Annotated in this window: 20 protein-coding genes; 11 read left to right on the forward strand and 9 right to left on the reverse strand. The window is 58.4% G+C overall.

From position 1 onward, the window contains the following. Positions 1-4 precede the first annotated feature (4 nt). The 7 genes from HCR76_RS15680 to HCR76_RS15710 are packed head-to-tail and all read left to right on the forward strand — an operon-like array spanning position 5 to position 6877. Positions 5-1507, forward strand: a complete 1503-nt coding sequence (locus HCR76_RS15680) for a tripartite tricarboxylate transporter permease (RefSeq protein WP_166987154.1) — start codon at positions 5-7, stop codon at positions 1505-1507. A gap of 34 nt (positions 1508-1541) precedes the next feature. Next, on the forward strand, positions 1542-2534 hold the full coding sequence (locus HCR76_RS15685; protein WP_166987151.1) for a tripartite tricarboxylate transporter substrate binding protein: 993 nt from the start codon (positions 1542-1544) through the stop codon (positions 2532-2534). After that, positions 2534-3190: an RraA family protein gene (locus HCR76_RS15690; RefSeq protein WP_166987148.1), complete on the forward strand. Its 657-nt coding sequence runs from the start codon at positions 2534-2536 to the stop codon at positions 3188-3190. The genes HCR76_RS15685 and HCR76_RS15690 overlap by 1 nt, the downstream gene beginning before the upstream one ends. A gap of 15 nt (positions 3191-3205) precedes the next feature. Then, complete coding sequence (locus HCR76_RS15695) at positions 3206-4006, forward strand: IclR family transcriptional regulator (protein ID WP_166987144.1); 801 nt, start codon at positions 3206-3208, stop codon at positions 4004-4006. Positions 4007-4048: 42 nt separating this feature from the next. Next, on the forward strand, positions 4049-4831 hold the full coding sequence (locus HCR76_RS15700) for an NAD(P)-dependent oxidoreductase (RefSeq protein WP_166987141.1): 783 nt from the start codon (positions 4049-4051) through the stop codon (positions 4829-4831). Beyond that, positions 4824-6053, forward strand: coding sequence for a CaiB/BaiF CoA transferase family protein (locus tag HCR76_RS15705; RefSeq protein WP_166987138.1), 1230 nt, complete (start codon positions 4824-4826; stop codon positions 6051-6053). The genes HCR76_RS15700 and HCR76_RS15705 overlap by 8 nt, the downstream gene beginning before the upstream one ends. After that, a complete protein-coding gene (locus HCR76_RS15710; RefSeq protein ID WP_166987135.1) occupies positions 6050-6877 on the forward strand; it encodes a citryl-CoA lyase in 828 nt (275 codons plus the stop codon). The genes HCR76_RS15705 and HCR76_RS15710 overlap by 4 nt, the downstream gene beginning before the upstream one ends. Before the next feature lie 75 nt (positions 6878-6952). Here HCR76_RS15710 and HCR76_RS15715 read toward each other — a convergent pair whose 3' ends face one another. The 5 genes from HCR76_RS15715 to HCR76_RS15735 form a co-directional block, all read right to left on the reverse strand. After that, on the reverse strand, positions 6953-8482 hold the full coding sequence (locus HCR76_RS15715; protein ID WP_198248080.1) for a gamma-glutamyltransferase: 1530 nt from the start codon (positions 8480-8482) through the stop codon (positions 6953-6955). An 85-nt stretch (positions 8483-8567) separates the two neighbouring features. Beyond that, positions 8568-10343, reverse strand: coding sequence for a dipeptide ABC transporter ATP-binding protein (locus HCR76_RS15720; protein WP_198248081.1), 1776 nt, complete (start codon positions 10341-10343; stop codon positions 8568-8570). A gap of 2 nt (positions 10344-10345) precedes the next feature. Next, positions 10346-11233 carry an ABC transporter permease gene (locus tag HCR76_RS15725; protein WP_166987132.1) on the reverse strand — a complete coding sequence of 296 codons (888 nt, stop codon included), beginning with the start codon at positions 11231-11233 and terminating at the stop codon, positions 10346-10348. A 4-nt stretch (positions 11234-11237) separates the two neighbouring features. Further along, entirely contained in the window at positions 11238-12194 is a 957-nt protein-coding gene (locus HCR76_RS15730; RefSeq protein ID WP_166987128.1) for an ABC transporter permease, read from the reverse strand. A 46-nt stretch (positions 12195-12240) separates the two neighbouring features. Beyond that, positions 12241-13830 (reverse strand): ABC transporter substrate-binding protein, encoded by a 1590-nt coding sequence (locus tag HCR76_RS15735; protein WP_166987126.1) that lies wholly within the window; start codon positions 13828-13830, stop codon positions 12241-12243. Between the two features lie 348 nt (positions 13831-14178). Here HCR76_RS15735 and HCR76_RS15740 point away from each other — a divergent pair, with 348 nt between their 5' ends. Continuing rightward, on the forward strand, positions 14179-15279 hold the full coding sequence (locus tag HCR76_RS15740) for a LacI family DNA-binding transcriptional regulator (protein WP_166987123.1): 1101 nt from the start codon (positions 14179-14181) through the stop codon (positions 15277-15279). Between the two features lie 68 nt (positions 15280-15347). On the opposite strand, the gene HCR76_RS15745 is transcribed toward HCR76_RS15740, so the two are convergent. The 4 genes from HCR76_RS15745 to HCR76_RS15760 are packed head-to-tail and all read right to left on the reverse strand — an operon-like array spanning position 15348 to position 20973. Continuing rightward, entirely contained in the window at positions 15348-17027 is a 1680-nt protein-coding gene (locus HCR76_RS15745) for a hydantoinase B/oxoprolinase family protein (protein WP_166987120.1), read from the reverse strand. Beyond that, positions 17024-19084: a hydantoinase/oxoprolinase family protein gene (locus tag HCR76_RS15750; RefSeq protein ID WP_166987117.1), complete on the reverse strand. Its 2061-nt coding sequence runs from the start codon at positions 19082-19084 to the stop codon at positions 17024-17026. The genes HCR76_RS15745 and HCR76_RS15750 overlap by 4 nt, the downstream gene beginning before the upstream one ends. Then, positions 19081-19953: a PfkB family carbohydrate kinase gene (locus HCR76_RS15755; protein WP_166987114.1), complete on the reverse strand. Its 873-nt coding sequence runs from the start codon at positions 19951-19953 to the stop codon at positions 19081-19083. Before HCR76_RS15755 ends, HCR76_RS15750 begins: the two co-directional genes overlap by 4 nt. Further along, positions 19954-20973 (reverse strand): SIS domain-containing protein, encoded by a 1020-nt coding sequence (locus HCR76_RS15760; protein ID WP_166987111.1) that lies wholly within the window; start codon positions 20971-20973, stop codon positions 19954-19956. It abuts the gene before it with no gap. A gap of 349 nt (positions 20974-21322) precedes the next feature. On the opposite strand from HCR76_RS15760, the gene HCR76_RS15765 reads away from it, so the two are divergent. The 3 genes from HCR76_RS15765 to HCR76_RS15775 all read left to right on the forward strand — a co-directional run bounded on the left by HCR76_RS15765 (position 21323) and on the right by HCR76_RS15775 (position 24604). Further along, positions 21323-22327, forward strand: a complete 1005-nt coding sequence (locus HCR76_RS15765; RefSeq protein WP_166987108.1) for an SIS domain-containing protein — start codon at positions 21323-21325, stop codon at positions 22325-22327. A gap of 36 nt (positions 22328-22363) precedes the next feature. Continuing rightward, positions 22364-23647 carry an extracellular solute-binding protein gene (locus HCR76_RS15770; protein ID WP_166987105.1) on the forward strand — a complete coding sequence of 428 codons (1284 nt, stop codon included), beginning with the start codon at positions 22364-22366 and terminating at the stop codon, positions 23645-23647. A gap of 75 nt (positions 23648-23722) precedes the next feature. Then, complete coding sequence (locus HCR76_RS15775; RefSeq protein ID WP_166987103.1) at positions 23723-24604, forward strand: carbohydrate ABC transporter permease; 882 nt, start codon at positions 23723-23725, stop codon at positions 24602-24604. The last annotated feature ends 1 nt before the right edge of the window (position 24605 follow it).

The following is a 24605-nucleotide window of genomic DNA, read 5'->3' on the forward strand; positions in this document are numbered from 1 at the left end:
CATCGTGGACGTCTTAAACCAGCTGCTCGGCGGGTTCGCGAGTGCGCTCACGCCCGAGAATCTGCTCTTCGCCCTCATCGGCTGCATCCTGGGAACTTTGGTGGGAGTTCTTCCGGGAGTAGGCCCCGTTGCGGGAACGGCAATACTGATCCCGCTGACGCTGAGCATGAACCCAACGAGCGCAATCATCATGCTCGGTGCGATCTTCTATGGCAGCCAGTACGGCGGAACCATTACAAGCGTCCTTCTGAATACTCCGGGAGAAGCTGCGTCGGCGATCACCGCGATCGACGGTTTCCAGATGACAAAGAAAGGGCGTGCCGGCGTCGCACTCGGCATCGCCGCCATCGGCTCATTCGTCGGAGGCATCGTCGCCACAGCAGGACTTGTCATTGCCGCAAAACCACTGGGGTCGCTCGGTCTCAAAGTCGGTCCTCCAGAATTCTTCGGGCTCATGGTGCTGGGAATATCGCTGCTCGTCGCACTCGCGGGCCGGTCGATGGTCAAGGCGCTGATCTCGGGAATCCTCGGCCTCTTGATCGCACTCGTGGGCATCGACCCCGTCGTCGGCATGCCACGCTTCACGTTCGGCAACGAGCATTTGCTCGACGGAGTCAGCTTCGTCGCCGTCATCGTCGGCATCTTCGGGCTCAGCGAGATTCTCGTGAGTGTCACCCCGGAAGGGTCAACTCGCGCACTCAAGGGCGGCCTTCGTGCGATGCTTCCGAACAAGACCGACATGCGTCGGGCAGCTCCGGCAATCGGCCGTGGCTCGATCATCGGTTTTCTTACTGGACTGGTTCCGGGACTCACCGGAACCGTGACCTCACTCCTCTCCTACGGGGCAGAGACCAAGTTCTCCAAGCACCGCAAAGAGCTCGGCACGGGTGCTATCGAAGGCGTCGCGGGCCCAGAGACGGCGAACAACGCACACGCGAACTCGGCGCTGATACCCCTGTTCACGCTTGGCATTCCCGCCTCTCCGACGATCGCCGTTCTGATGGGTGCCTTCCTGCAACAAGGGCTCACACCTGGTCCATCGTTGTTCACGGAGCACGCAGAAATTGCCTGGGCGATCATCGCGAGCCTCTTCATCGGCAACCTCATCTGCCTGATCTTGAACGTGCCGCTGATCTCCGTATGGACGTCAATTCTGAAGATTCCGCACCCCATCCTCTTGGCGGTCATCATGATCTTCCTCGTGGTGGGTTCGTACACCATTAACTACAGCGTGTTCGACGTCTTCGTGATGATCTTCTTCGGCATCGTCGGGCTGGTCTTCCGCAGGCTCGATGTCCCCATGGCGCCCCTTGTGCTCACGTTGGTTCTCGGGCCGCTCATGGAGCGCTCGCTTCGCGAATCGTTGGAGATCTCACAGGGCGCGTTCTCCATCTTCGCAACGCGTCCGTTTGCGCTGATCTTCATCCTCATCGGAGTCGCCATCATGCTCACGCCACTGCTCAAACTTCGTAAGCCGGCGGCACTCACGGCTGACGTCGAAGTCTGACCCACCGTCAATACCCAATCAAAGGAGAAATGAGATGAAATCAAAGACGATTGCAGCGCTCATATCGGTCGGCGCACTCGCCGTCGGATTGACCGCGTGCAGCGCCGGCACAGGAGCCGACGCATCAAGCTGGCCGCAGAAGGGAAAAGCGATCGAGCTCATCGTGGCGTATGCGCCCGGAGGCTCAGTGGACACCGCAGCTCGCGTTGTCGCTCCTGAACTCGAGAAAGAGCTGGGTACCACGGTCGAGGTCATCAATAAGCCGGGTGCGGGCGGCCAGATCGGCTACACCGCAGTGGCCAATGCCAAGCCCGACGGCTACACCATCGGAGCGGTCAGCGCACCTTCCGTCGTCGTCACGCCCCTTGACGAGTCGCGCGGAGCGACCTGGACTCGCGATAGCTTTCTGCCACTCGCACGTCAGGTCTTCGACCCTCAAGTCATCGCGGTGAAGTCCGATAGCAAGTTTGAAGACCTCAACTCGCTGATTGACTACGCAAAGGCGCACCCTGGCGAGCTGTCTGCAACCACGACCGGCATTCAGACAGGAGAACAGTTCGCGATGCTGTCCGTCGAGAAGGCAACGGGTGCAAAGTTCAACCTTGTGGCGTTCTCTGAAGGGGCAGCGTCGGCCATGACGGCATTCTTGGGCGATCATGTTGACATCTACGTCGGCAATGTCTCCGACATTGTGGACAACGGCAACGAGGATGTGAAGGTGATCGGAGTGATGGATGCCGAGAGAAGCGAGTCGCTTCCAGACGCACCGACGTTCAAAGAGTCGGGCTACGACGTCGAAGAGGGCACGGCACGCGGATACGTTGCTCCCGCCGGCCTGCCTGACGATGTAGCCAAGAAGCTTGAGGATGCTTTCGCGAAGGCCATTCAGAACGCCGATGTCATCAAGCAGATGGACAAGCTCGGCCTCCCCACGGCGTTCCTCGACGCCGCTGACTATGCCGACTATTGGAAAGAACAGGAAAACACGTATAAAGAACTGCTCCCTGAGATCAAGGCCGGCTCTTAATGAGCGAGCTCCGGCAGCCGACTCCGCCGTCAGACACGCACGCGTCGAGCCAAACACTGCAACGCCTCCGTGCACTTCCCGTGGCCGTCGTCGGTGACGTGATGGATCGACTCGGAATCATGAACTCGGCAATTGGACCGGTGTGGGGTGGCGCTCGCCTCGCAGGTCGCGCGGTGACTGTCTGGACGCGCGCTGGCGATAACAAGACGATCCACGAGGCTTTACCCCTGGTGAAGCGCGACGATGTCATTGTGGTCAACGGGGAGGGAGATGTCTCCCGAGCCTTGATTGGGGAACTGATCGGGCGTCGCGCACAGGTGGCGGGTGCCGCCGGTTTCGTCATCGACGGTGCCGTGCGTGACGCGACCGGTCTCGAGGAGCTTGGAGTTCCCACGTTCGCTCGTGCCGTCACCCCTGCGGGACCGTACAAGTTCGGTCCAGGCCGCATCAATGTTCCGGTCGCCGTCGGAGGCGTCGTCGTCCAACCGGGCGACTACGTATCTGGCGACGAAGACGGCGTCGTCGTTATCTCGCCGAACCAGATCGACGATGTTCTCGATGCCGCTGAAGCGAAGGCTCGGAGGGAGATTGACATACTGGAGTCCATCGGCAGAGATGCCCCTCCCTCGTCTGAGCCGGCGCATCAGAACTCGTAGATGGAGGAGTAGTCAATGTCAGAAACCAGTCGCGTGGGCGATGCCAGCGAACGCCCGGAAGTCGGCGCAGAGAAGCGCAGCACAATGCGCTCACTTGACCGCGCTCTCGACGTTGTCGAAGCGCTCGTCAGGGCCGACGGTCCGCAGAGGCTCGTCGACATCGCCCAAGCGACTGGCCTGTCGTCAGCAACCGCACTGAGAATCTTGACGGTGCTGAAAGAGCGAAAGTTCGTCGCTGCAGACGGGCAGCGCTACCAACTGGGTGTGGCAAATCTGGCAAGCTCATATGCCTTCATGCGCGACAGCGCGCTTTCTCGTCACGCTAAGCCCTACATGCAAGAGCTTGCAGCTGCAACGAGCCTTTCGGTCGCCCTTTACGTGCGTTACGGATTCAGCCGAGTTCAGGTCGTGCGCATCAACGGCAAGGATCCGCTGAGGTACGAGTTGCCGAACGGTCGTCTCCTTCCCCTGCATCTGGGGCTTGGAAAGGTATTCAGCGCGTATATGGACAGAGACGAGTTCGACGAGTTCGCCGGTGAACTGCCTACCGTGATGCGCACGATACGAGGTGAGACCTTCTCGGTAGAAGACCTCTGGGCAGAAACGCGACAGATTCGCGAACAGCGCTTTCACGTGTCTCACGAGGAACGAGCATTGGGCACGGTCAGCCTTGCGGCGCCCGTCGTCGACCCACGGGGGGACTTGTTCGCCGTGCTTGCGCTGCTCGGGCCCACAGAACATTCGGGAAGCATCGGTGACGAGGCACTCGTCGCCGAAATCACACGAGCAGCAGGAGCAATTGCTCGAGTTCCCTGAGTGGACGAAACCACTCAGATATACAGAAAGGCTAGAACGCTCATGAAGTGTGCCGTTATAGGTCTCGGCGAGGTTGGTTCGCGATACGCCAGGGCACTGCGCGATGCAGACCATGATGTCATCGGGTTCGATCCCGCTGTGTCGACATCCAGCGATGGGCTGACAATCGCCAGCACGTTAGGCGATGCAGTCGACGGCACCGAGATGGTTCTCATCATGACGGGAGCATCGGCTGCGCCGCGCATTGCGGCAGATGCGGCCCCGCGCTTGTCCCCCGGATGCATCTATGCGGACTTCACATCAGCGTCCCCGAAGGTCATGTCTGAGGTCGGCGACATCGTCAGTGCCACCGGCGCGCGATTCTGCGACGTAGCGGTGCTCGGGCCGGTCTCTGTTCATGGTCCCAGCGTTCCCGTCATGTTGGCCGGACCCGGCGCCGAAGCAGTGGCGACCGTCTTACTCGACTTCGGCGGCGAGGTCGAGGTGCTGGAGGACGCTCAGCCTGGGGAGGCCATGGCTCACAAGCTGCTGCGCAGCATCTTCATGAAGGGGTTGGCCTCCATCATCTGCGAAGCCGTGGATGCCTCGGAGGCAGCAGGTCTCACCAAATGGACGCGCCAGCAGATCGCAAACCAACTCGCTGGTGACGGCCAGGCGGTCATCGATCGCTTCCTCGTCGGAAGCAGAACTCATGCGGTGAGACGAGCTCAGGAAATGCGGGATACCGCCACCTATCTCAACGATCTCGGCGTTCCGAACACAATGAGCGCAGCATCCGCTCAGTATCTGGGTGACCTCAGCCAACGGGTGGTTCGACATGAGTGACGACGGTGGCACCCCACTCCCCCTCGCGGGAGTGCGAATTCTGGATATGACCAACGTGCTGGCGGGCCCGTTCGCGAGCTATCAGCTGGGTCTGCTCGGTGCAGAGATCATCAAGATCGAGGCCCCCGGCACGGGTGATCTCGCGAGGCAACTCGGGGCGGATGCTGATCGGAACGCTCGCCAAATGGGTGCCTCATTCGTTGCCCAGAACGCAGGCAAGCGCTCCATCACGCTCAACCTCAAGTCAGACGCCGGCCGTGACGTGTTCACGAAATTGGTTCGCGGCGCTGACGCGCTCATAGAGAACTTCAGACCCGGCGTACTCGCACGATTGGGCTTTTCGGACAGCGTGCTTCACAGCATCCACCCCGCACTCATCTATTGCGCCGTCTCAGGATTCGGCGCGACGGGGCCGCTGAAAGACAGGCCCGCCTATGACCAGATCATCCAGGGGCTGAGCGGCATGATGTATGCAACGGGCACTGCGGAGTCGGGTCCGCTGCGAGCCGGATACCCCATCGCCGACACACTCGGCGGCATGGCAGCAGGACTCGCGGTCTCTGCAGCGCTCTTCGAACGGCAACGCTCGGGGCGCGGTGCCACGATCGACGTGTCGATGCTCGAGACCGCAATGACCTCCATGGGGTGGGTGGTGTCGAACTACCTCGTCGCAAACCAAGACCCCATTCCGCTGGGCAATGAGAATTTCACTGCGTCGCCCTCCGGAACGTTCCACACGGGGGACGGCCTTTTGAACATCTCTGCCAACAGGCAAATTCAGTTCGAGACGCTTTGTCGCGTGATCGGGGCCGATTCACTCATCGCGGATGTTCGCTTCAGCGATCGCGAATCCCGGCTTCTCCACCGCGAAGAACTCCACGGTCTCATCGAGGCTGCGCTCTCTGCGCAATCGTCAGCGGAGTGGGAGGAGACTCTGTCGCGAGTCGGCGTGCCGGCCGGAAGGGTGCTCACTGTGCCCGATGCCCTTGCTCACGAGCAGGTCACCTCTCGGAATCTTGTTCACGATGTGCCGGATTGCTCCAGCGATGACGAGCACGATGCCACGGTATCTGTGCTCGGCAACGGCATTCAGATGAACGGCAGAACGAGCAGCCCCTCGTCTGGACCACCCGCTTTGGGGCAGCACACCGACGAGATCTTGCGCGAGATCGGATTCGACAGTGCACAGATTCAGCAGTTGCGGGCGGAAGGAGCGATATGAGCGAGGCGTCAGAAACGACAGTTGACGATGTTCGCGATTGGTGGTCGACGGGTATCAGTGAGATTGCGCCCAACCTGATCAACTTTCGCGGCTATCCGATTCAGGATCTCATCGGTCACGTCAGCTTCGTCGACACGATTTGGCTTCTCGTGCGAGGAGACCTGCCGACGCCGGGTCAGTCGAAACTTCTTGAAGCGGCGCTCGTCTCGAGTGCAGATCACGGGCCCCAAGCTCCTTCGATTGCCATCGCGCGCATGTCTGCGACGTGCGGCATCGGTCTGAATAACGCCATGGCGAGCGGGATCAACGCCCTCGGAGATGTTCACGGAGGGGCGGGGCAGGCGTGTGTCGCGCTGCTGTGGGACATGAAGCAGAGAATGGATGCCGGCACAAACATCGATGATGCCGCGTCCCAGGTTGTGCAGGAGCATAAGACCCGCCGAGCTTATGTTCCCGGTTTCGGTCATCGCTTTCACACCGTCGATCCGCGTCGAGATCCGCTGCTGAATCTTCTTGATGATGCTGTCGAGGCAGGCGAAATCTCGGGGGACTACGTTGCGTGTGTTCGCGCACTTGAGCAAGCATTGGGGCGTCGCAGTTCTCACGCAACCCGCCTGCCCATGAACATCGACGGTGCGACGGCCACCGTCTATGCAGAACTCGGGGTGCCGCCCGAGCTTGCGCGGGGGCTCTTTGTTCTGAGCCGCTCCGTCGGAGTGCTCGCCCATGCGTGGGAAGAGAAGCAGTCAGGGCGCCGAATCAAGGGACCGATTCCCCCACCACTCACAGCTCCCTATACCGGTCAGGCGGAGCGCACGTTGTAGGCGAGCACTCCGAGGTCGATACCGGGGCCCTAGGCAGGCGACGCCTGTCGCTGTAATCCCCGACAATTTCGAGCATTACGCTGACATAGCTATTCCCATCCGGCGAGGATCACCACAAGATCGCATCAACCCCGTATCTGGATCGATCGTGATGCCGTCAAAGTTGCCAGTCATGGAGTTCCAGGGCCCGATTTCCCGTAGCCAAAGCCGATTCGCACCGGCCCATTTGCGTACTTCCTTGAGAGTAGTGTTTGAGAAACCGGACTCAAGGGTGGTGCCTGGTACCCAGCCCAGGGCAGGGTCGTGAGGACGAGCGCCGAACCGCGGTTCGGCTACGCTTTGCTCGATTGGCATTTCAAAGTCAATCAGATTCACAAGGTTTTGAATCACACATGCCACGAGCGAGACTGAGGGAGATCCGGATACGATCACTGGCTTGCCATCTCGAAGTACCATGCTTGGCGCGAGATAGACGGTGGCCCGTTCGCCTGGCTGAGGCATGATGCGCTGGAAGAATGACCCACCGCCACTGAGCTGGAAACCCTCCGCGTATAGCCCGTTGACCCACGGCGAGGCCATATGCGAGTGAGTGAGTGTGGCCACGTTATTATCGGCATCGATTACGGAAATATGTATCGTTCCCGGAGTCGGCGGAGTCTCGTGCGCCGGGCACGCGAGAGTGTCCAATACGTCAAAGCGTTGACGGGCGTATGCCTTAGACAGGAGCACATCTGTCACTCGCTTGCTCTCACGAACTCGCTTCTCTCGCGGAGGTGCGTAATAGACAGCATTATGTGCAGCAATAAGCGCAGAAAGTGTGCGCGGTGACTCGCTTGCGGGCCCCAGCGCAGCCAAGTCGACATTCTCCAGAATATTGAGCGCTTCAACGAGCTGCATCCCACCATCATCGGGAGGCGCAGACCCCACAATTTCAAGGCCGCGGTATGTACCTTGAATTGGGTCAGCCCATTCAGGGCGATAAGCTTCGAAATCTTCCTTCGTGATAACCCCGCCGTCAGAATCGCTGGCGGCGCAAAACTCTCGCGCAAAGTCACCGAGGTAGTAGTCCATGCCCTCGTCGCTTAGCCGCTCGAGCGTCCGTGCCACGCGTTTTTGAACGAGCGCCTCGCCTGGGCCAACGAGCGAGCCATCACGGAAGAAGACCTCCCTAGACTGCGCATTGCGACCCAAGTTCTCTCGCGCCCGATATATCTCACCGAAAAGGTAAGGGGAAACAGCGAACCCGTCACGCGCAACGTCGACTGCAGGTTCGAGTAGCCGCTTGAGTGACAACGTCCCGAACCGCTTGTGGGCGGCCTCGAACGCTGGCCACCATCCAGGGACAGGAACTCCGCGAGCTCGAGTGAGGTCGGCTCCGCCGAAATCATTCAGTTCTGTAAGCGGAGCATTGATGTTTCCTGAGAGGTAGGAGGCCTTCTGCGAACCGGCTTCCCGGTACACGAGAGAGATGCCTCCTGTCAGGGACGTCATGTGCGGTTCTGTAACCAGCTGTGTTGCGGCAACTGCCAGTGCGGCGTCGAGTGCGTTGCCTCCATCGCGTAGCACCTCCACTCCAGCCGCGACGGCGATAGGCTCAGAGCTCACTACCATTCCCTCTGTGCCCGTAGCTACCTGTTTAGAGCCGTAGTGCCCAGGGATTGCGTGCTGACTTTTCACGAATTTTCTGTCCTCACTGCGAGTTGCGAGACGTCTCAGACGATTGCGCGAGGTTGCGACGCGCGCGCTGCTTCACTGGATCCGGTAGAGGAATAGCGCCGATAAGCGCCCTCGTGTACTCGGAAGACGGCGAGCCGAGAACATCCACCGTCCTTCCTGTTTCAACTGCCTCGCCGTCCTTCATCACGAGAATTCGATCTGAGACGGTTGAGACCACGTACAGGTCATGGCTGATGAATACGCACGCGAAGTTGTGCTCCTTTTGCAGACGGGCCAGGAGATCCAGGACTTTCACTTGCACCGTGACATCGAGTGCAGATGTTGGCTCATCTGCTATGAGCACGTCGGGACGGTGCGCGATGGCACGGGCGATAGCCACGCGCTGCCGCTGTCCTCCTGAAAGCTGGTGACGACGTCGCTCAATCCACGTCGGATCCAAGTCGACATCACTAAGAAGTTCAGCGGCCTGTGCGCGTAGCTTCCGTCTATCCCGCAACGTCCCGCCGCGCCACAGCGGTTCAGTGACGATTCTCCATAACGGGAGGCTCGGATCCAGGGACGATGTCGGATCCTGGAACACAGCGCCGACACGTGCAAGAGTTTGGCGACGATCGCGACGTGATTGCCCAGTCATCTCGATGCCACCGAGCGTGACGATACCCGACGTGATGGGGGTCAGACCGAGGATCGATCGGGCAATCGTCGATTTGCCCGATCCTGACTCGCCCACGATGCCTAATGTTTCACCGCGAGAGACCTCGAGAGCGATTCGGTTTACTGCCGCCCTAGTCTCTGGAGCTGTTCGCCTTCTTCTCGTGCGCTTCTGCTGGTACTGGATCGTGAGTTCGCTGGTAACGAGAGCCGGTTCAGTCGCGGGCGCGTTAGCTTCCAGTACAGCTACACCCACCCTCTTCTCGGGCGGACCGCTCGAATCGGTGACCGTGAGGGCAGTATCACTGGCACCGTGGAGCGTCTGGGCCGCTCCGAGAAGCATCCGCGTGTATTCATGTTGAGGATCTGCGAAAACTGAAAAGACATCCCCTGTCTCAACGACTTCCCCGTGCCGCATCACGACGATCGAGTCGGCAATGTCCGCGACGACGCCCATGTCATGGGTCACAAATATCATCGCCATGTTTTCTTGCTCCACGAGCTGACGGAACATAGTGAGCATCTGACGCTGAGTGGTCACATCGAGCGCGGTCGTCGGCTCATCGGCGATAAGAAGTTTCGGCTTCCACGCCACTGCACCTGCTGCCATTACCCTCTGCCGTTGTCCACCCGACAATTGGTGCGGATAACGCTCCAATATTCCGTTGTGTGACCCCAATCCGACGGCTTCGAGAAGCTCTTGGGGAGTGCGTGCCCTGCTCCTGGTCTCGGGCGTCACATGTGCACCGATTGCTTCCTCGAGGAAGTCACCAATCGTGTGCAGCGGGTTTAGTGCTGTCATGGGTTCCTGGTAGACGCACGCAACCTCGGCACCGCGGATTCGCCGCATCGCGCGGTCAGATGTCTCCAGCAGTTCATTACCATCAAAGCGGATCGACCCACTGCATTCTCCCCCGGGTGGCAGAAGCTGTGGAATCGCCATGGCGGTCATTGATTTTCCTGCACCAGACTCGCCGACGATCGCGACCACTTCGCCTTTGTGCACGTCGAAGCTAGCTTGATGCACCACGCCGGTGCCGGACATAGAAATGCGAAGATCTTCGACTCTCAGAAGCACGTCATCCTTCGTCGATGAGCTGACGGCTTCGGGAGAGGCGGCCCTCATTTGATCATTCATCTTCAGACATCCACCTTCTGCGTGAGCTCTCGGCGAGTGCGTCGACGGGAGCGGACCTCGCCGCGAGGGTCAAGAAGGTCCCTCACCCAGTCCGCTACATAGCCGAAAACTACGAGGAGAAACACGAGGACAATGCTCGGAATCAACAGCTGCCACGGGCTCTGCATGAAATATTGTTGGCCGGTCGCGATCATGAGGCCAAGCGACGGCTCAGGCGGAGTAATACCGAGGCCCAGGAAGCTCAAACCTGACTCAAGCCCAACGGCAAAGGCAAGTGTGACGAACGCTTGAGCGAGCACTAGCGGGCCGACTCCTCGTAGTAATGGTCCTTTGATGACCTGCCAGCGCGTCCCTCCAAACAACTCGGCTGCCTCCACGTAAAGCGCGCTTCTAAGCGACAGAATCTCTCCGTACACGAGACGCGCAAAAGCAGGAAAGAACACGATGGCGGAAATCGCGACAACGGTCACATTGCTAGCGCCGTATAGAGACACGATGAGCATCGCAAAAACGAGCGTCGGGATCGCGAGGATGATTTCAACAAAGCGCATGAGGAGCAGATCGGCTATACCTCGAAAATAAGCGGCGAGGATGCCGATGAGGGTACCGATGATTACGGCCAGAAGTGTGCCGGCGGCGCAGACGATGAGTTCGGTTCGAAGCCCAAAGACGAGACGAGCAAATGCGTCGCGACCAAGATTGTCTGTCCCCAGTAGATGTCCCGGGTTTAAGACGGGCGCGAATGCGTTCTGAACATCCTGTTCAAGCGGATTCGTATCTGTGGTGAGTGGGTAGATGAAGATGAAGCAGATGACAAGGAACGTAATGCACGTGGTGATGAAAAGCCCCGGGCTCGACTTGTTCCACAAAGTTCGGGCGAGATTACGCATTGTGCTACCCCTTCACTCGAGGGTCTAGGAACCGGTATAGAAGGTCGACCACAAAGTTCGACACGATAAAGACGACCGCAAAAACGATCACAATCCCTTGCACGAGTGGATAATCGCGCCCGTTAATCGCGTTGAGGAGCGTCAGCCCCACACCGGGCCAGTTGAACACCTGCTCGACTAAGACCGTTGCCCCCAGCATCATTCCGAGCTGCAGACCGGATACCGTGACGACAGGGTTCATTGCGTTTCTAAAGATGTGCCGACGGAACGCTCTCGGTCGCGATAGTCCCATGCCACGAGCGGTCCGAACCCAGTCTTCCCGCCTCACTGCGAGGACTGATGTTCGTGTCACCCGACCAAGCATTGCCAAAAATCCAAATGACAGTGCGAGACCGGGGAGAAACGCGTGCCACAGGAATGCTCCGATGCCGTCCTCGAGCGGCGTAAATCCCAAGGGGGGAAACCATCGAAGGGTAATGCCCAAGAACAGCGACAGGAATATCGCGATAACGAATCCAGGCGTCGATACCGCAACGGAAAGAAGCCCAGACAGCACACGATCGAAGACGCTGCCCGGCCAGTTCCCGGCGATCGTGCCAAAAGCAATGCCGACGACGCTTCCAATCACAAGGGAAATGATCACCAGAACGATCGTGTTGCCGAAGGGGGCAGCCATCACTTCGCTGACGGGGGCGGAGTATCTGATCGAGTTACCCAAGTCCCCTTTCACAAGGTCCACCAAATAGACGACATATTGCTCGACAAGCGGACGGTCTAGCCCGAGTTCCTCTTCCAACGCGGCGACAGCGGCGGGATTTACGCCCCCGCCGCCGGCACCGCCTTGAAGGATGATGGCCGCGGGCCCTCCAGGCACCAAGTGAAGCGCTACGAAGACTGTCGTAACAACGCCCCATATAGTGACGACACCGAGGCCGACACGCGTGAGAATTTGTCGTATCATTGCGCTCTCATTCGCATCATGATGAAAGGGATCGAGGCCGAGATAATCAGTCGGTCAGTCGAACGGTCTCGAAGCTGTACAACGACGAGTAGACGAGCGCCCCGCCAATCGTTGTGAAACCCTCGAGAGAATCGGAGTAGGCAAATGCCGTTGTTCCTTGTCCAGTGGTAACAAACGGTACATTCTTAAGGAAAATCTCGCCAAGCTCGTGGTAGATCTTTTCGCGTTCCTCGCCATTAGGGGTCTGCGCCCCTTCCGTCAGCAAACTCGCATAGAGATCTTCATTAATTCCGTAAGAACGAACAAAGCTCGGTCCGCCGATGAACGCACCGGTCAGCGCGGTGGGGTCGCTCATAGCTGCGGGAGGTCCACTCAAGAGTAGGTCGTAGTCTCCCGAGTCTCCCTTTGAGATGAGGTTCGCATAGTCACCGGTCACAAGTTTCACGTCGATTCCCACCTCGGCAAGGTCGCTCTTCACGACCTGCGCTCGCTCCGTGTAACCGAAGTACTGTGAAGTGGTGACGAGATCCAGGCTGAACCCGTCGCCATAACCCGCTTCCGCCAGCAAGTCTTTGGCCTTTTTCGGGTCATGGGAGAAGTGCTTGGCTTGTTTCTCATCGAAGTAGTCGTTGTCTTCCGGAATCGGTAGACCTCCGCCAGGAACGCCGTAGCCCAGAGTACCTACCTCGTTCAACGACTCGCGGTCGACCGCATAGGCAATCGCCTGCCGCACTTTGGGCTCTGCGAGTGGCCCCTCCGTGAGGTTGAGCAGCAAAGCCCCATAGAGCCCGGGAACATGATCAAGCGTGACTCCATCAGTTTGTTCGAGGCTCTGGTAATCAGACGCAGGAACGTAATCGATGAACTGCACCTGCCCACTCGTGAGCGCTTTGACTCGCGTCTGGGCATCCGGCATGAACGTCATCTCGATCGAGTCGAGTTCGACCTTGTCGGCGTTGTAGAAATCAGGGTTGGGTTCGAGCGTGAAAGATACGCCCTTGCTGTACTCGGTGATCATGAACGGGCCGGCTCCGACTGGGCTGCCTTCACTATCGAGCGGGTCTTCCGGAACGATGGCCGACAAAGGATCGGCCAGCACCTGCGGAAATGCCGTCTGCGGCGTGTCAAGAGTTACGATCACGGTTGAGTCGTCTGGTGTGTCAATCTTTGTGACGCCTGCGAACTGGCTCTGGTAAGTGGCACCGTTTTCTGGCTCAGCGAAGTACTCGAATGTTCTCTTGACATCTGCGGAAGTCAAGCTGTCACCATTCGAGAACTTGAGTTCAGGCCGAAGCGTAAACGTGTAATTGAGCCCGTCCTCTGAGACCTCGAATTCTGAGGCCAGCGCAGGAGCAGGCTGCCCATCCGAGTCGTACTGAAGAAGGCCTCGACGAACAAGTGCGACGACCTCCTTTGCCGCGGACCCCTGGTCCACGCCAGTCTTGATGTCAGTCGGTTCAGCAGACAGGCCGTAGCTGAGTGTTTGATCCGAGGCTGCGCCGCTTGATGATGTGTCTGTTGCGCAGCTGGCCAGTGAGATTGCGAGCGCAGTCGCAGTGGCCAGCACTGCAACCTTCCCACCTAATGAGCGAGTCGAACGCGCTGCGCTCGGGTCACGACGAGTGGTCTTCACCATGAAACCTTTCCATTTCTCTCATGCCGACCGGGCACGAAAGGCTGTAGACGTGCGCTCAATGACGAGCGCCGATGTGATTGCCTGGCTCGAGATACGTTCACCAGGGCAGAAATATTGGGTTCAGACAGGTGGATAGGTCAGCCTCCTTGCTTCCTCGCCGCTGCTGTGTGCTCACAACAACCGCTTGCCTTGGTTCCCATTTTGGGAACGTTCCCGCTGTATATTGCCTCCACTTTGACCCATTTTGGGAACGATGTCAATATGATGGTTCGAGATTTACCAGATGGTGATGAAACGTCATGTGGAGCGGCACGTTTGCTACCATGCGACCGAAGCCTGGAGGGCCGTATGACACGCGAGTCAGTGACAATCATGGATGTTGCAAGGGAAGCGGGTGTGTCTAAGTCCGCAGCTGCGCGCGTTCTCGCCCGCAATGGGTCGGCCAGTGCCACAACCCATGAGCGAGTCATGAAGGCTGCGGCTTTCCTAGGCTACCGACCCAATCAGCTTGCACGGTCGATGAAATCGGGGGCCACGAACACCATAGGCATCGTCGTTCCGGACGTGATCATCCCATTCTTCTCAGCCATTTTGAGGGGCGTTGCGGACAACGCACGTGCGGCTGGTTTTGAGGTACTCGTGAGCAACACCGACAATGATCCCGATATTGAGGAACGCTCGCTCGAGTTGTTCGCGGAGAAACGTGTTGATGGAATCGCGATCGCCCCGGTCTTCCAACAAGATCCGAGAGCGATCCTCCGACTCGCTGACGAAGGCATGCCCGTTGTGTTGCTCGACCGCCGAATGACCGGGCTTGAGCATTTGCCTTTGGTATCTGTCGATCATGTCGACGCGGCCGAAAAGGCGGTTGCGGCGTTGGCTGATCTCGGACACGAACGCATCGCGCTCCTCGCCGAATCGGCTCCGGCGCTCGCCAGACTTCAAGAGCTCGCTGAGAGCTCCTCAAGCCATCCCCACCTGTCGCTATTACGTCCGTCTGCACAGCGAATCATCGGGTATCTTCGCGCCATTAAACGACATGGCATTGAACTTGACGAAGACCTCATCATCCATTCGGGGTACACGACGACTAGTGCGCAGGAGGCGGTGGAACGATTCCTCGCATCTGGCATCGAAGCCACTGCCCTTCACGCCACCAACGCAGTGCTGACTTCGGGCGCCTATCGTGGGATTCGATCTCGAGGACTATCAGTGCCAGAGGACATGTCGTTTATCGGCTTCGATGATCAAGAGTGGACAACAATGGTTCAACCCGAGGTCACCGTCGTTGAGCAGCCCAGTCAACAGCTCGGAGCGACGGCGGCGACTGTTCTCACTAACCTTGTGCGCGGAGCTGCAGCCGATCCGCTTGAGCATCTCCTAGAGGCAGAGCTGCTCATGAGAGATTCGACTGCGAGCCGTGTTCGCCCGTCCATCAGGCTCGCGTGAACTCCATCCACGCAGTTGACGCGCAGCCCGCGGCGATCAGCTTCCTTTCACCGTTGAAGGAGACCGCACTACTCTGAGGTCGTTTCGCTCCCTCGTGATTTCACATATTCGGATGCCGTCTCAGCAGAGATCTTCGCGTCGCGAAGGTCTTGCTCGACACTTGTCTCGTCTCGGTCACGAGGCTCCCCATAACCGCCAGCTCCAGCCGTCTCGATCGAGACGACATCGCCAGTTTTGAGGACGGAGTATCCATGATCGATCGGCTGAGCACCCTCGCTGAGCACGCATGTTGCCGAAGCTCCTGAGCCTCCGCCAAAGAGTCCCCACGGCTGAGACTTCTGTCTGCTTGTATCGAGCCAGAAGTGAATGTCATCGGCCTCAACTCTGACCCGTCGCCGTATTCCAAGTCCTCCACGGAACTCCCCCGTGCCACCAGAGTCGTCTATCAGTTCATACGCCTCGACCATGAGGGGGTACTCGGTCTCAAGACTCTCAACCGGCAGATTCGACGTGTTTGTCATATGAACCTGAACGCCGTCCAGTCCGTCTTTTGTGCTTCGAGCCCCGCTTCCCCCACCGATGGTTTCCAGGTAGACGAAGTCACGAGAGCGCTCCGGATCGCGCCCAGAGAAATGAACCCCAGTGTTCGCACCATTGCTTGCAGCAGTGACACGTGTTGGGACAGCATCAGCGAGCGCTCCCATGATGAGGTCCACAATGCGCTGACATGTCTCACTCCTCCCGTTCACCGCGGCGGGAGCTTGGCAGTTCACCACCGAACCACGTGGTGCGTCGATGCGGATGGGGCGATAAAGCCCAGCATTCGGGTCTATATCCGGATCGATGAGCGTCTTCACGGCGTAGTACACGGACGCATACAACCCGGTCCAGACCACATTGATGCTCGCTCGCACTTGAGGCGGGTTGCCAGCGAAATCAAAGTGCATCTCGTCACCCGCTATAACGATACGAATCTTGAGAGTGAGCTCGTCGTCAAGTTCCGGGCAGTCAAAGAGGTCCTCGAACTCGTATTCACCGTCGGGAAAATCAGCAATCGCGGCTCGGGTTCGGCGTTCCGTATAGTTGAGGAGCTCATCGGAGGCGGCCGTGATTGTTGCCACACCGTATCTCTGGCAGAGCTCGCCAAATCGCGTGACAGCAACTCGCAAGGCTGCTTCCTGCGCGCGCAGGTCAGCTTCTCTCTCCTCGGGAACCTGGCAGTTCAGGAGGATCAACTGCAAAAGCTCATCTTGGGCCACACCGGCGCGAACAAGATGAAGCGGCGGGATTCGAATCGCCTCCTGGTAGATATGCGCATGGCCTCGATCGCCAAAATCGGCGTGGTGCGCCAGCGTGGCGGCCCAAGCGACGACCGTTCCCTCCACGAATATCGGCGTGGCCAACACGATGTCCGGCAAGTGCGATCCGCCGCCGGTGTACGGATCATTCCCGATGAAGACGTCGCCTTCGAGAATTTGATCGTCATCGAACCGGCTCCGAATGGATGTCACGATTCCCATCAGCGATCCGAGATGGAGTGGCGACCCACCCTCGTCTTGAGCTACTGCCTGGCCAGCGGCGTCGAAGAGCGAGGCCGTGCAGTCACGTCGCTCCTTGATATTCGGTGAGAAGGCTGCCTTGACGAGGGTCTCGCTCATTTCTTCCACGATCGTCGACATTGCTGCCCCGATGACTTCGACGGTCACCGGATCCAAGCCAATTGGTACGGTCACTGCGTTCGCGTTCATGAGGCTTCCCCAATCGTGATCACTAGATTTCCCAACGAATCAACGATGCATTCGTCGCCGGGCAACAACACCGTTGTGGTGTCCATCTGCTCGATAATGGCCGGCCCGGAGATTCTGTTTCCAGCACGCAGAGCATCACGCCGATAGACGGGGCACTCTCGATAACCCGTCTCCGGGTCGAAATATGCTTCACGCCCGCTGTCGAGCGCCTGGGACGGGTCGGCCCCCGCGCCTTCGGATCGTGTCAGCTCAATTGTGGAGCTCTTCCCGACCGCTTGAACTCGGAACGTAACGATTTCGAGCACCGAGTTTTCCAGGCGATAGCCGTACATGCGTTCGTGGGCAGCGTGGAACTGGTCGATGACGGTTGCCAACGCCTCTGCGTCATTGAGCTTCTCGGGAACCTCGATCGGCAGTTCGAAGTTTTGCCCGGCATACCGCATATCGAGGCGCCGGACGATCTTCCGGTCACGAGAATCGATGTTCTCGTCGTCGAACCAGGCAGCTGCCTGCCCTTCGAGCTCTGAGAATGCGGCGTCGACCCTTTCGGGCCTGTTCTGGTCCACACGGGTAATCTTCGACTGCATGAAGTCGGCCTTGACGTCAGTCATGAGCAGCCCGAGGGCTGATTGTGCACCAGGAATCTCTGGAATCACGACGGTGTCGATTCCGAGTTCTCGTGCAAGTCGAGACGCGTGCAAGGGGCCTGCGCCGCCGAACGGAACGAGCGCGTAGTCTCGGGGGTCGTATCCCCGCTGCACAGAGATGACTCGAATTGCTCGTGCCATATTCGCTGTGACGACGCGGAGCATTCCCAGTGCCGCCTCTTCCGGCTCGAGGCCCAGGGGAGCACCGATGGCGCGAAGCGCAGTCACGGATGCCTCGCGATCGATCTTCATCTGCCCATTGAGGAGGTACTCGGGGTTGAGAAAACGAAGAACGACGTTGGCATCAGTCACGGCTGGCTCGGTTCCATGTCCGTAGCACGCGGGCCCGGGGAATGCGCCTGCGCTTTGAGGTCCAACTCGAAGGTGTCCGCCGGTGTCGATCCAGCCGAGTGAGCCTCCACCCGCACCGACCGTGTGGATGTCGAGCATGGGGGAACGGATCGGCCGTCCTTCAAACTCCATACCGGAGGTGATCTTCGGCTCGCCGTTCTGCACGAGTGACACATCGGACGACGTGCCGCCCATGTCAAAAGTGATGATGTCAGGATGCCCCGCAGCTGCGCAGATCTGCGCGGCTCCCACAACACCTGTACTCGGGCCAGAGAGCACGAGTCGCACGGGCATCTCCTCCGCAGTTGCGAAGGGAATGACGCCCCCATTACTTTGCGTCACGTGAGGCGTCGCGGTGAGGCCATCTTCAGCGAGCCGCTCGCGCAGCCGGGAGAGATAGCGGAAGATGACGGGACCAACATATGCGTTAGTCACCACCGTCGAGAGTCGCTCGTACTCGCGGAATTCAGGGAGAATTTCGGACGACAACGAGATGTGAACGTTGGGGAGAATTTCCCGAATGATCTCAGCGACACGTCGTTCGTGCTGCGGTGCGAGGAAGCTGTAAAGAAAACAGACGGCGATGGACTCAGCACCCTGCTCGCCGAGAGCTCGAACGGCATCCCGCGTCTCCTGCTCGTTCAGCGCAATCTCGATGTCGCCGGTGTGTCGAACACGCTCAGTAACCTCGTACCGAAGCTCGCGCGGCACGAACGGCACTGGCTTGTCAGCCTGCGGGTTGTACATGTGAGGGCGTCGACCCCGACCAAGCTCAAGGAGGTCTTTGAACCCGCGTGTCGTGATGAGCCCTGTCGTAACTCCGCTGTGCGTGAGCAGAGCGTTGGTGCCTACCGTTGTTCCGTGAGCAAAGTACCCAACATCAGTGATGCTGCGATCGCCGACCTGGCTGAGAAGTTCGGTCACTCCAGCGAGGATTGCTCTGCCTGGGTCGTCAGGGGTGCTCGATACCTTCCGAACGTGTACTTCACCCGTCGTCTCATCGAAAGCGCAGACGTCGGTGAAGGTTCCGCCTGTGTCCACTCCGATACGTAAACTCATTGGATACCTGCCTTCGTATTCGACGATTCTTTCTTTGCTGCGCGACCTGCATTTCGCGAGCTGAACGGTCGACCATCACCGAACGCGCCGTACCTCGTGCAGACTTGGGCTGCGTGCGCGCTCGCGGACGCAAGCACATCTGAAACTTTTCGTCGGTTCAAGAGACCAACGAGAACACTGGCGATAAAAGCATCTCCTGCACCCAAGGTGTCCACAACGCTGATTGGCTCAGCATCCTGCCACATGCCGCTCGAGGACTGTGCAAGGTACGCTCCGTTTCGTCCCCTGGTAACGAGCGCGTGCTTCGCACCATGCTCAATCGCATAGTGTGCGAGCGCCTCCGCTCCAGCGGCATCCAAGTGGCTTCCCGAGAATGACGCAAGGTAGAGATGCGGGAGCATCGACTGGAGATCCACACTCTCGAGGGTGTATTTCTCCTCCGAGCCGAAGTCGTAAGATACTTTGCTCTCTTCGGCCATAGCGACGACCGACGACCCGAATGTGCCTGCGTATCCACTGTGGACAACGTCGAAATCGCTCATGTTTTCGAAGTGGCTCTCCTTCGGCGAGAACGTGGCAACGTTGGGCTTGGCTCCGACAAACACTCGATCGGTGTCTACGGTCTTGACCTCAGCAAACGCATTCGGTCCTTGAGCGACTTCGCAGAATTCGGTTCCGACGCCCTCGCGGCGAAGGCTATCAAGCACATACTGGCCCGATAAATCGTCGCCAAGCACACCCATATATGACGATTCCGCTCCGAGCCTCCGGGCGAACACCGCAACGTTGACGGCGTTGCCGCCAGGGTATTCGCGGCCAAGAGTTACATACCGGTCGACGACGTTGTCGCCAACTCCAAGCAGCCGCATTCAATACTCCACTTTGTACATGTAACGCCTGACCGACGTGTCGTGCCCACGCCGTGCGGCCACGTGGTCGAGAATACGTCGTTCTGCACTCATGAGTGCGAGCACGCTGAGGTCGCCGCGTGCTTCCGGCTTGATTCCGGGAAGCGAGAGGGATGCTGTGTCAACGACCCCAAGCTTGTTGGTGTACGTCTCGCCGAAGCGAACAACGCGCTCGCCGAGCGACCGAGTCGCGTCTTCCGCGAGCAGAACGACAAGCGGAACATCTTCGCCGATCATTTCGAGCGGACCGTGGAAGAAGTCAGCTCCGTTGATCGCCGCCGAGTGCATCCACTGCATCTCCATGAAGTAACACCATGCCATCATCTTTGCCATGCCATAGGCCGGTCCGGCCCCGACAATATAGCTGCGTGGGGAGTCACTCAGAATATCTGCGATGCGCTCTCCCGCCTCGGCGACCTCGTCTTTCGTAGCTCGAAGTGCTCCAGGAAGGGCAGGGATAGAGGCACGAATTTCGGCGGCCTTCTGCGTTTCTCCGGCACCTTCGAGGAGTGCCAGCGCAACAAGCTCGTTGAGAACCAGCTTGGGCTCGGTGATCGAGATCGTGTCGGGGTAGTCGAGGTGAAGGTCTCCGAGACGTGAGAGCCCGTTGTCACCCTGACGCGAAATGCCGATAACCGTCGCCCCTGTCGACTTCGCGAACTCAGCAGCTGCCACCGTCTCCGGTGTGTTGCCGGAGTGCGATGCTGCCACGACCAATGCGTTCGGACCAAGGTCAGCGGGGTTTCGCGACGTCAGCTCTGCACTTGTGATCCGCGTTGCACCAAAGTCGCTTGTGTACCGGTCGAGCAGCTCGAACGCGGGATAAGTCCCGAAGTGGGACCCTCCGCAGCCAACCAGATAGACATGGTCGAGTCCCTTACTCTGGACGGAAGATACGAATTCGCGGATTTTGGAATCCTGGTCGATCGCGTGCTGGACGCAGTCTTCGAAATCGTCCGGGACGGGAATGACGTCACTCATATGAGCCTTACACCTTTGTTCGCTGTCTGCATTTAGTCAGTGTTTGGGAACGGTCCCAAATTTCTATATTCTTTAGTGAACACGATTTTGGGAACGGTGTCAAACATGACGCGACGCACCTCCACCACGCGTCGACGGCCATTCGCGCTTGGGCAAGCAGGCGACCACACGCCAACGGCGGGTTTGGCGCACGTTGAGCCGACTATGACGAGACCGTCGTTGCATGTCGTTACATTTCCGTGACCATAAATATCGATGACAGGGTTTTGCAATCGCGCATGGGCGGCTAATGTATAGCGTTATAAGACGTCATACTACGTCTCATAACGTATTTTAGAAAGGGGCACACTTGCCTGCCAACGCCGCATTCACCGATTCGACCACTATTGAGAAGCAGCTCACCGCAGCCAGGGAGGCCATCGCCTCGCTCAAGGGCATCTCGCGAGTTGTGCTCACCGCATGCGGCGGGTCGCACGCCGTCATGATGCCATTTGAGTACTTCCTTGACACAAACGCATCGTCGTTCGAAGCCAAGGTCATCAACGCTGCCGAGTTCACATCACGAAACTCCTCTCGTATCGACGAGAGCACCGTCGTCATTCTGTGCTCGCACTCCGGAACCACGCCTGAAACAACCGAAGCCGCACGCTTTGCGCGCTCACGCGGCGCACTCACTGTTGCCTTCACCTTCGACCCTGCATCCCCTCTGGCCGAGGCTTCCGAACACGTTGTCGCGTACCAACACGGTGAAGGCAAGAGCGAGGCACACATTGCTCCAACCCTCATCCTGCGTCTTGTCGCCGGCATTCTCGATGATCGTGATGGCACTACGCTTGCCGATTCTGCAACCAAGGCGACAGCCACTCTCAATGACCGCGCCCCGGCGATTCGCGCCGATTACGCGGACAGAGCTAACCATTGGGGCTTTGAATCTCGCCGCGAACCGTTGATCTACACGATGGCTTCCGGCTCCAACTACGGTTCTGCATATTCATTCGCAATCTGCCTGTTGCAAGAAATGCAATGGGTTCACTCGGCGGCTATCCACTCCGGAGAGTATTTCCACGGTCCATTTGAAGTCACCGACTTTGATGTTCCTTTCATCGCGCTCATCGGTCTCGACGAGACCCGACCAGTTGAGCAGCGTGCCGTCGACTTTCTCCAGAAGTACTCAAAACGTGCGCTCGTCATCGACGCGCAGGAATTCGGACTCAGTGACGTCGACGAGAGAGTCCGTCCTGTCTTCACTCACATCATCTTCAACATCGTTCTCCGTGCCTACGCAGACGCCCTCGCTGACCACCGTGGTCACCCGCTGAGTGTTCGTCGCTACATGTGGCGCATGGAGTACTGATCTCTGGCAGATCGACACTGGAATGAAAGGGACGCAATGAAGCGTGCAAGAACACGGATAATCACGGCAGCGATCGCGGTTGCTGCGCTCGCACTTCCGCTCGCCGCATGTTCGGCTGACGGCGGCGCAAGTGACGGGCAAGTGGAAATCAGCTTTTTTCACAGGTGGCCTAACGAACCGAAGAAAACATACTACGACGAGATCGTCAAGCAGTTTGAGCAGCAGAATCCTGACATCAAAGTGAATGTTGAGAGGGTGCTCAACGACTCTTATAAAGACAAGGTGAAGGTCGTCGCGGGGTCCGCGAACGCTCCTGATCTGATGTTCTCGTGGAGCGGCACATTCACAAAGGAACTTGTTGAAGGGGGGAACGTCATGGATCTCGGTCCATGGCTGAAAGAGAACTCCGACTTCGCAGACAGCTTCCATCCGAGTCAGCTTGAGCCGTTCAACATTGATGGCGCACAGTACGGACTCCCGGTGGGAATGCAGTCGAAGGTCTTCTTCTACAACAAAGACGTCTTTGACGATCTGGGCCTTGACGCACCGACGAATTGGGCTGAGTTCACATCCGTGCTCGATTCGATCAAGTCGAAAGATATGACCCCGATCGAGTATGGAGCTCAAGACCAATGGACGATCGCGCATTGGGTGGGAACCCTCAATCAGCGCACAGTCAATCCCGACGTTTTCGAGTCCGATCAAGACCCGTCCAAGGGCGAATTCACAGACCCCGGCTACGTCACCGCACTCAAGCGGTTCCAAGAGCTGTCGGAGTATATGAACGACGACATGGCTGCAATTAACCATGAGGTCGCTCGAAATTCCTGGGTGGCCGGTGATGCACCGATCTTCTACGCCCAAAGCGCTGAAGTGGGCTACTTCGGGGACGCACAGTTCGACTACGGGACATTCAATTTCCCCGCCGTCAAAGGGGGAGAAGGCGACCCCAAGCAATTGACTGGTGCTCCCGAAGGCTTCGTGATCGCCAAAAACACAAAACATCCCGACGAGACGAAACGCTTGCTTGAGTTCATCTTGAGCAAGGAGAACGGCGTCAAGTACATGGAGGATACCGGTGAGTTGAGCCCGATCAAGGGAGCGGTTGACGAGGCGGACGTTCCTCAGATCGTCAAGGACATGTCCGACGACATCATTGACGCAAGTCAGATGACTCCGTGGCTTGATAACGCGTATGACCCGCAAATCGTTCAGGTCTACCTATCAGAAACTCAACTCATGCTCGGTGGTCAGCAGACGCCTGAAGGGGTCATGAAGAAGGTACAGGAGGCGGCGGAACGCACGCGTAACGCCTCGTGACATCGGGGGCCGTCGGCATGACAGTGCCGACGGCCCCGCTGACCCTTCTCTTCTGCTCAGAAATGAGGTGCACTGATGAGACCTCGCACTCGGGCGCTCGGAAACGCTCTTTACGTTCTTCCAGCCCTCGCACTCATCGGCCTTTTTGTCTACTATCCGCTTGCAGCAAATCTCTACTACAGCTTCTTCTCGTTCAGCGCTGGCGCAGGCGAGATGAAACCAGTCGGCTTTGACAACATTGTCAGGCTCGTCAGCGATCCGATCATTGCGCAATCGCTCTTGCATAACGTCGTTTATGCGGTCGTATCGATTGTTTTACAGGTGGGTGGCTCTCTCGTCGTCGCCGCATGGCTCACGCACCTGTTGGGGCCCCGCCTGGGTTCAATTCTCCGGAGCATCTATTTTCTGCCAGCGGTCATCTCCATCACCGTTATCGCCCTGATGTTCACTTTTGTGTACAACGCGCGCGGTGGTCTCTTAAATGGGGTACTTGAGCTTGTCGGGCTCGAGGGCCTGCAGACTGGCTGGTTGGCAAACGTCGATACTGCCTTGGGCTCTGTCATTGCGGTGTCGCAGTGGCAAAGCGTCGGGTACGTCTGCATGCTGTACGTGGTCGCCCTGCAGCAGATTCCCATCGAGTACTACGAAGCTGCCGCCCTCGACGGCGCGGGACGCGTCCGCCAGTTCTTCAGCATCACAGTTCCGCAATCGAAAGAGATGATCTTCGTTGCTCTGATTCTGACGATCACTGGCGCATTTACCGTCTTCAATGAGCCATTCATTTTAACTCGAGGCGGGCCCGGTAACGCGTCACAAGTGCTCGCGACGTACATGTACAACCAAGGATTCTTTCAGAACCAAATGGGGTACGCATCTGCGATCGCAACCTTCATTTTCGTGATCACACTGATCATCTCGATTGTGCAGATGCTGTCGTTCCGAAGTGGGAAAGAGTGAC

It is taken from the genome of Paramicrobacterium chengjingii, from assembly GCF_011751765.2.
GTDB lineage: Bacteria > Actinomycetota > Actinomycetes > Actinomycetales > Microbacteriaceae > Paramicrobacterium > Paramicrobacterium chengjingii.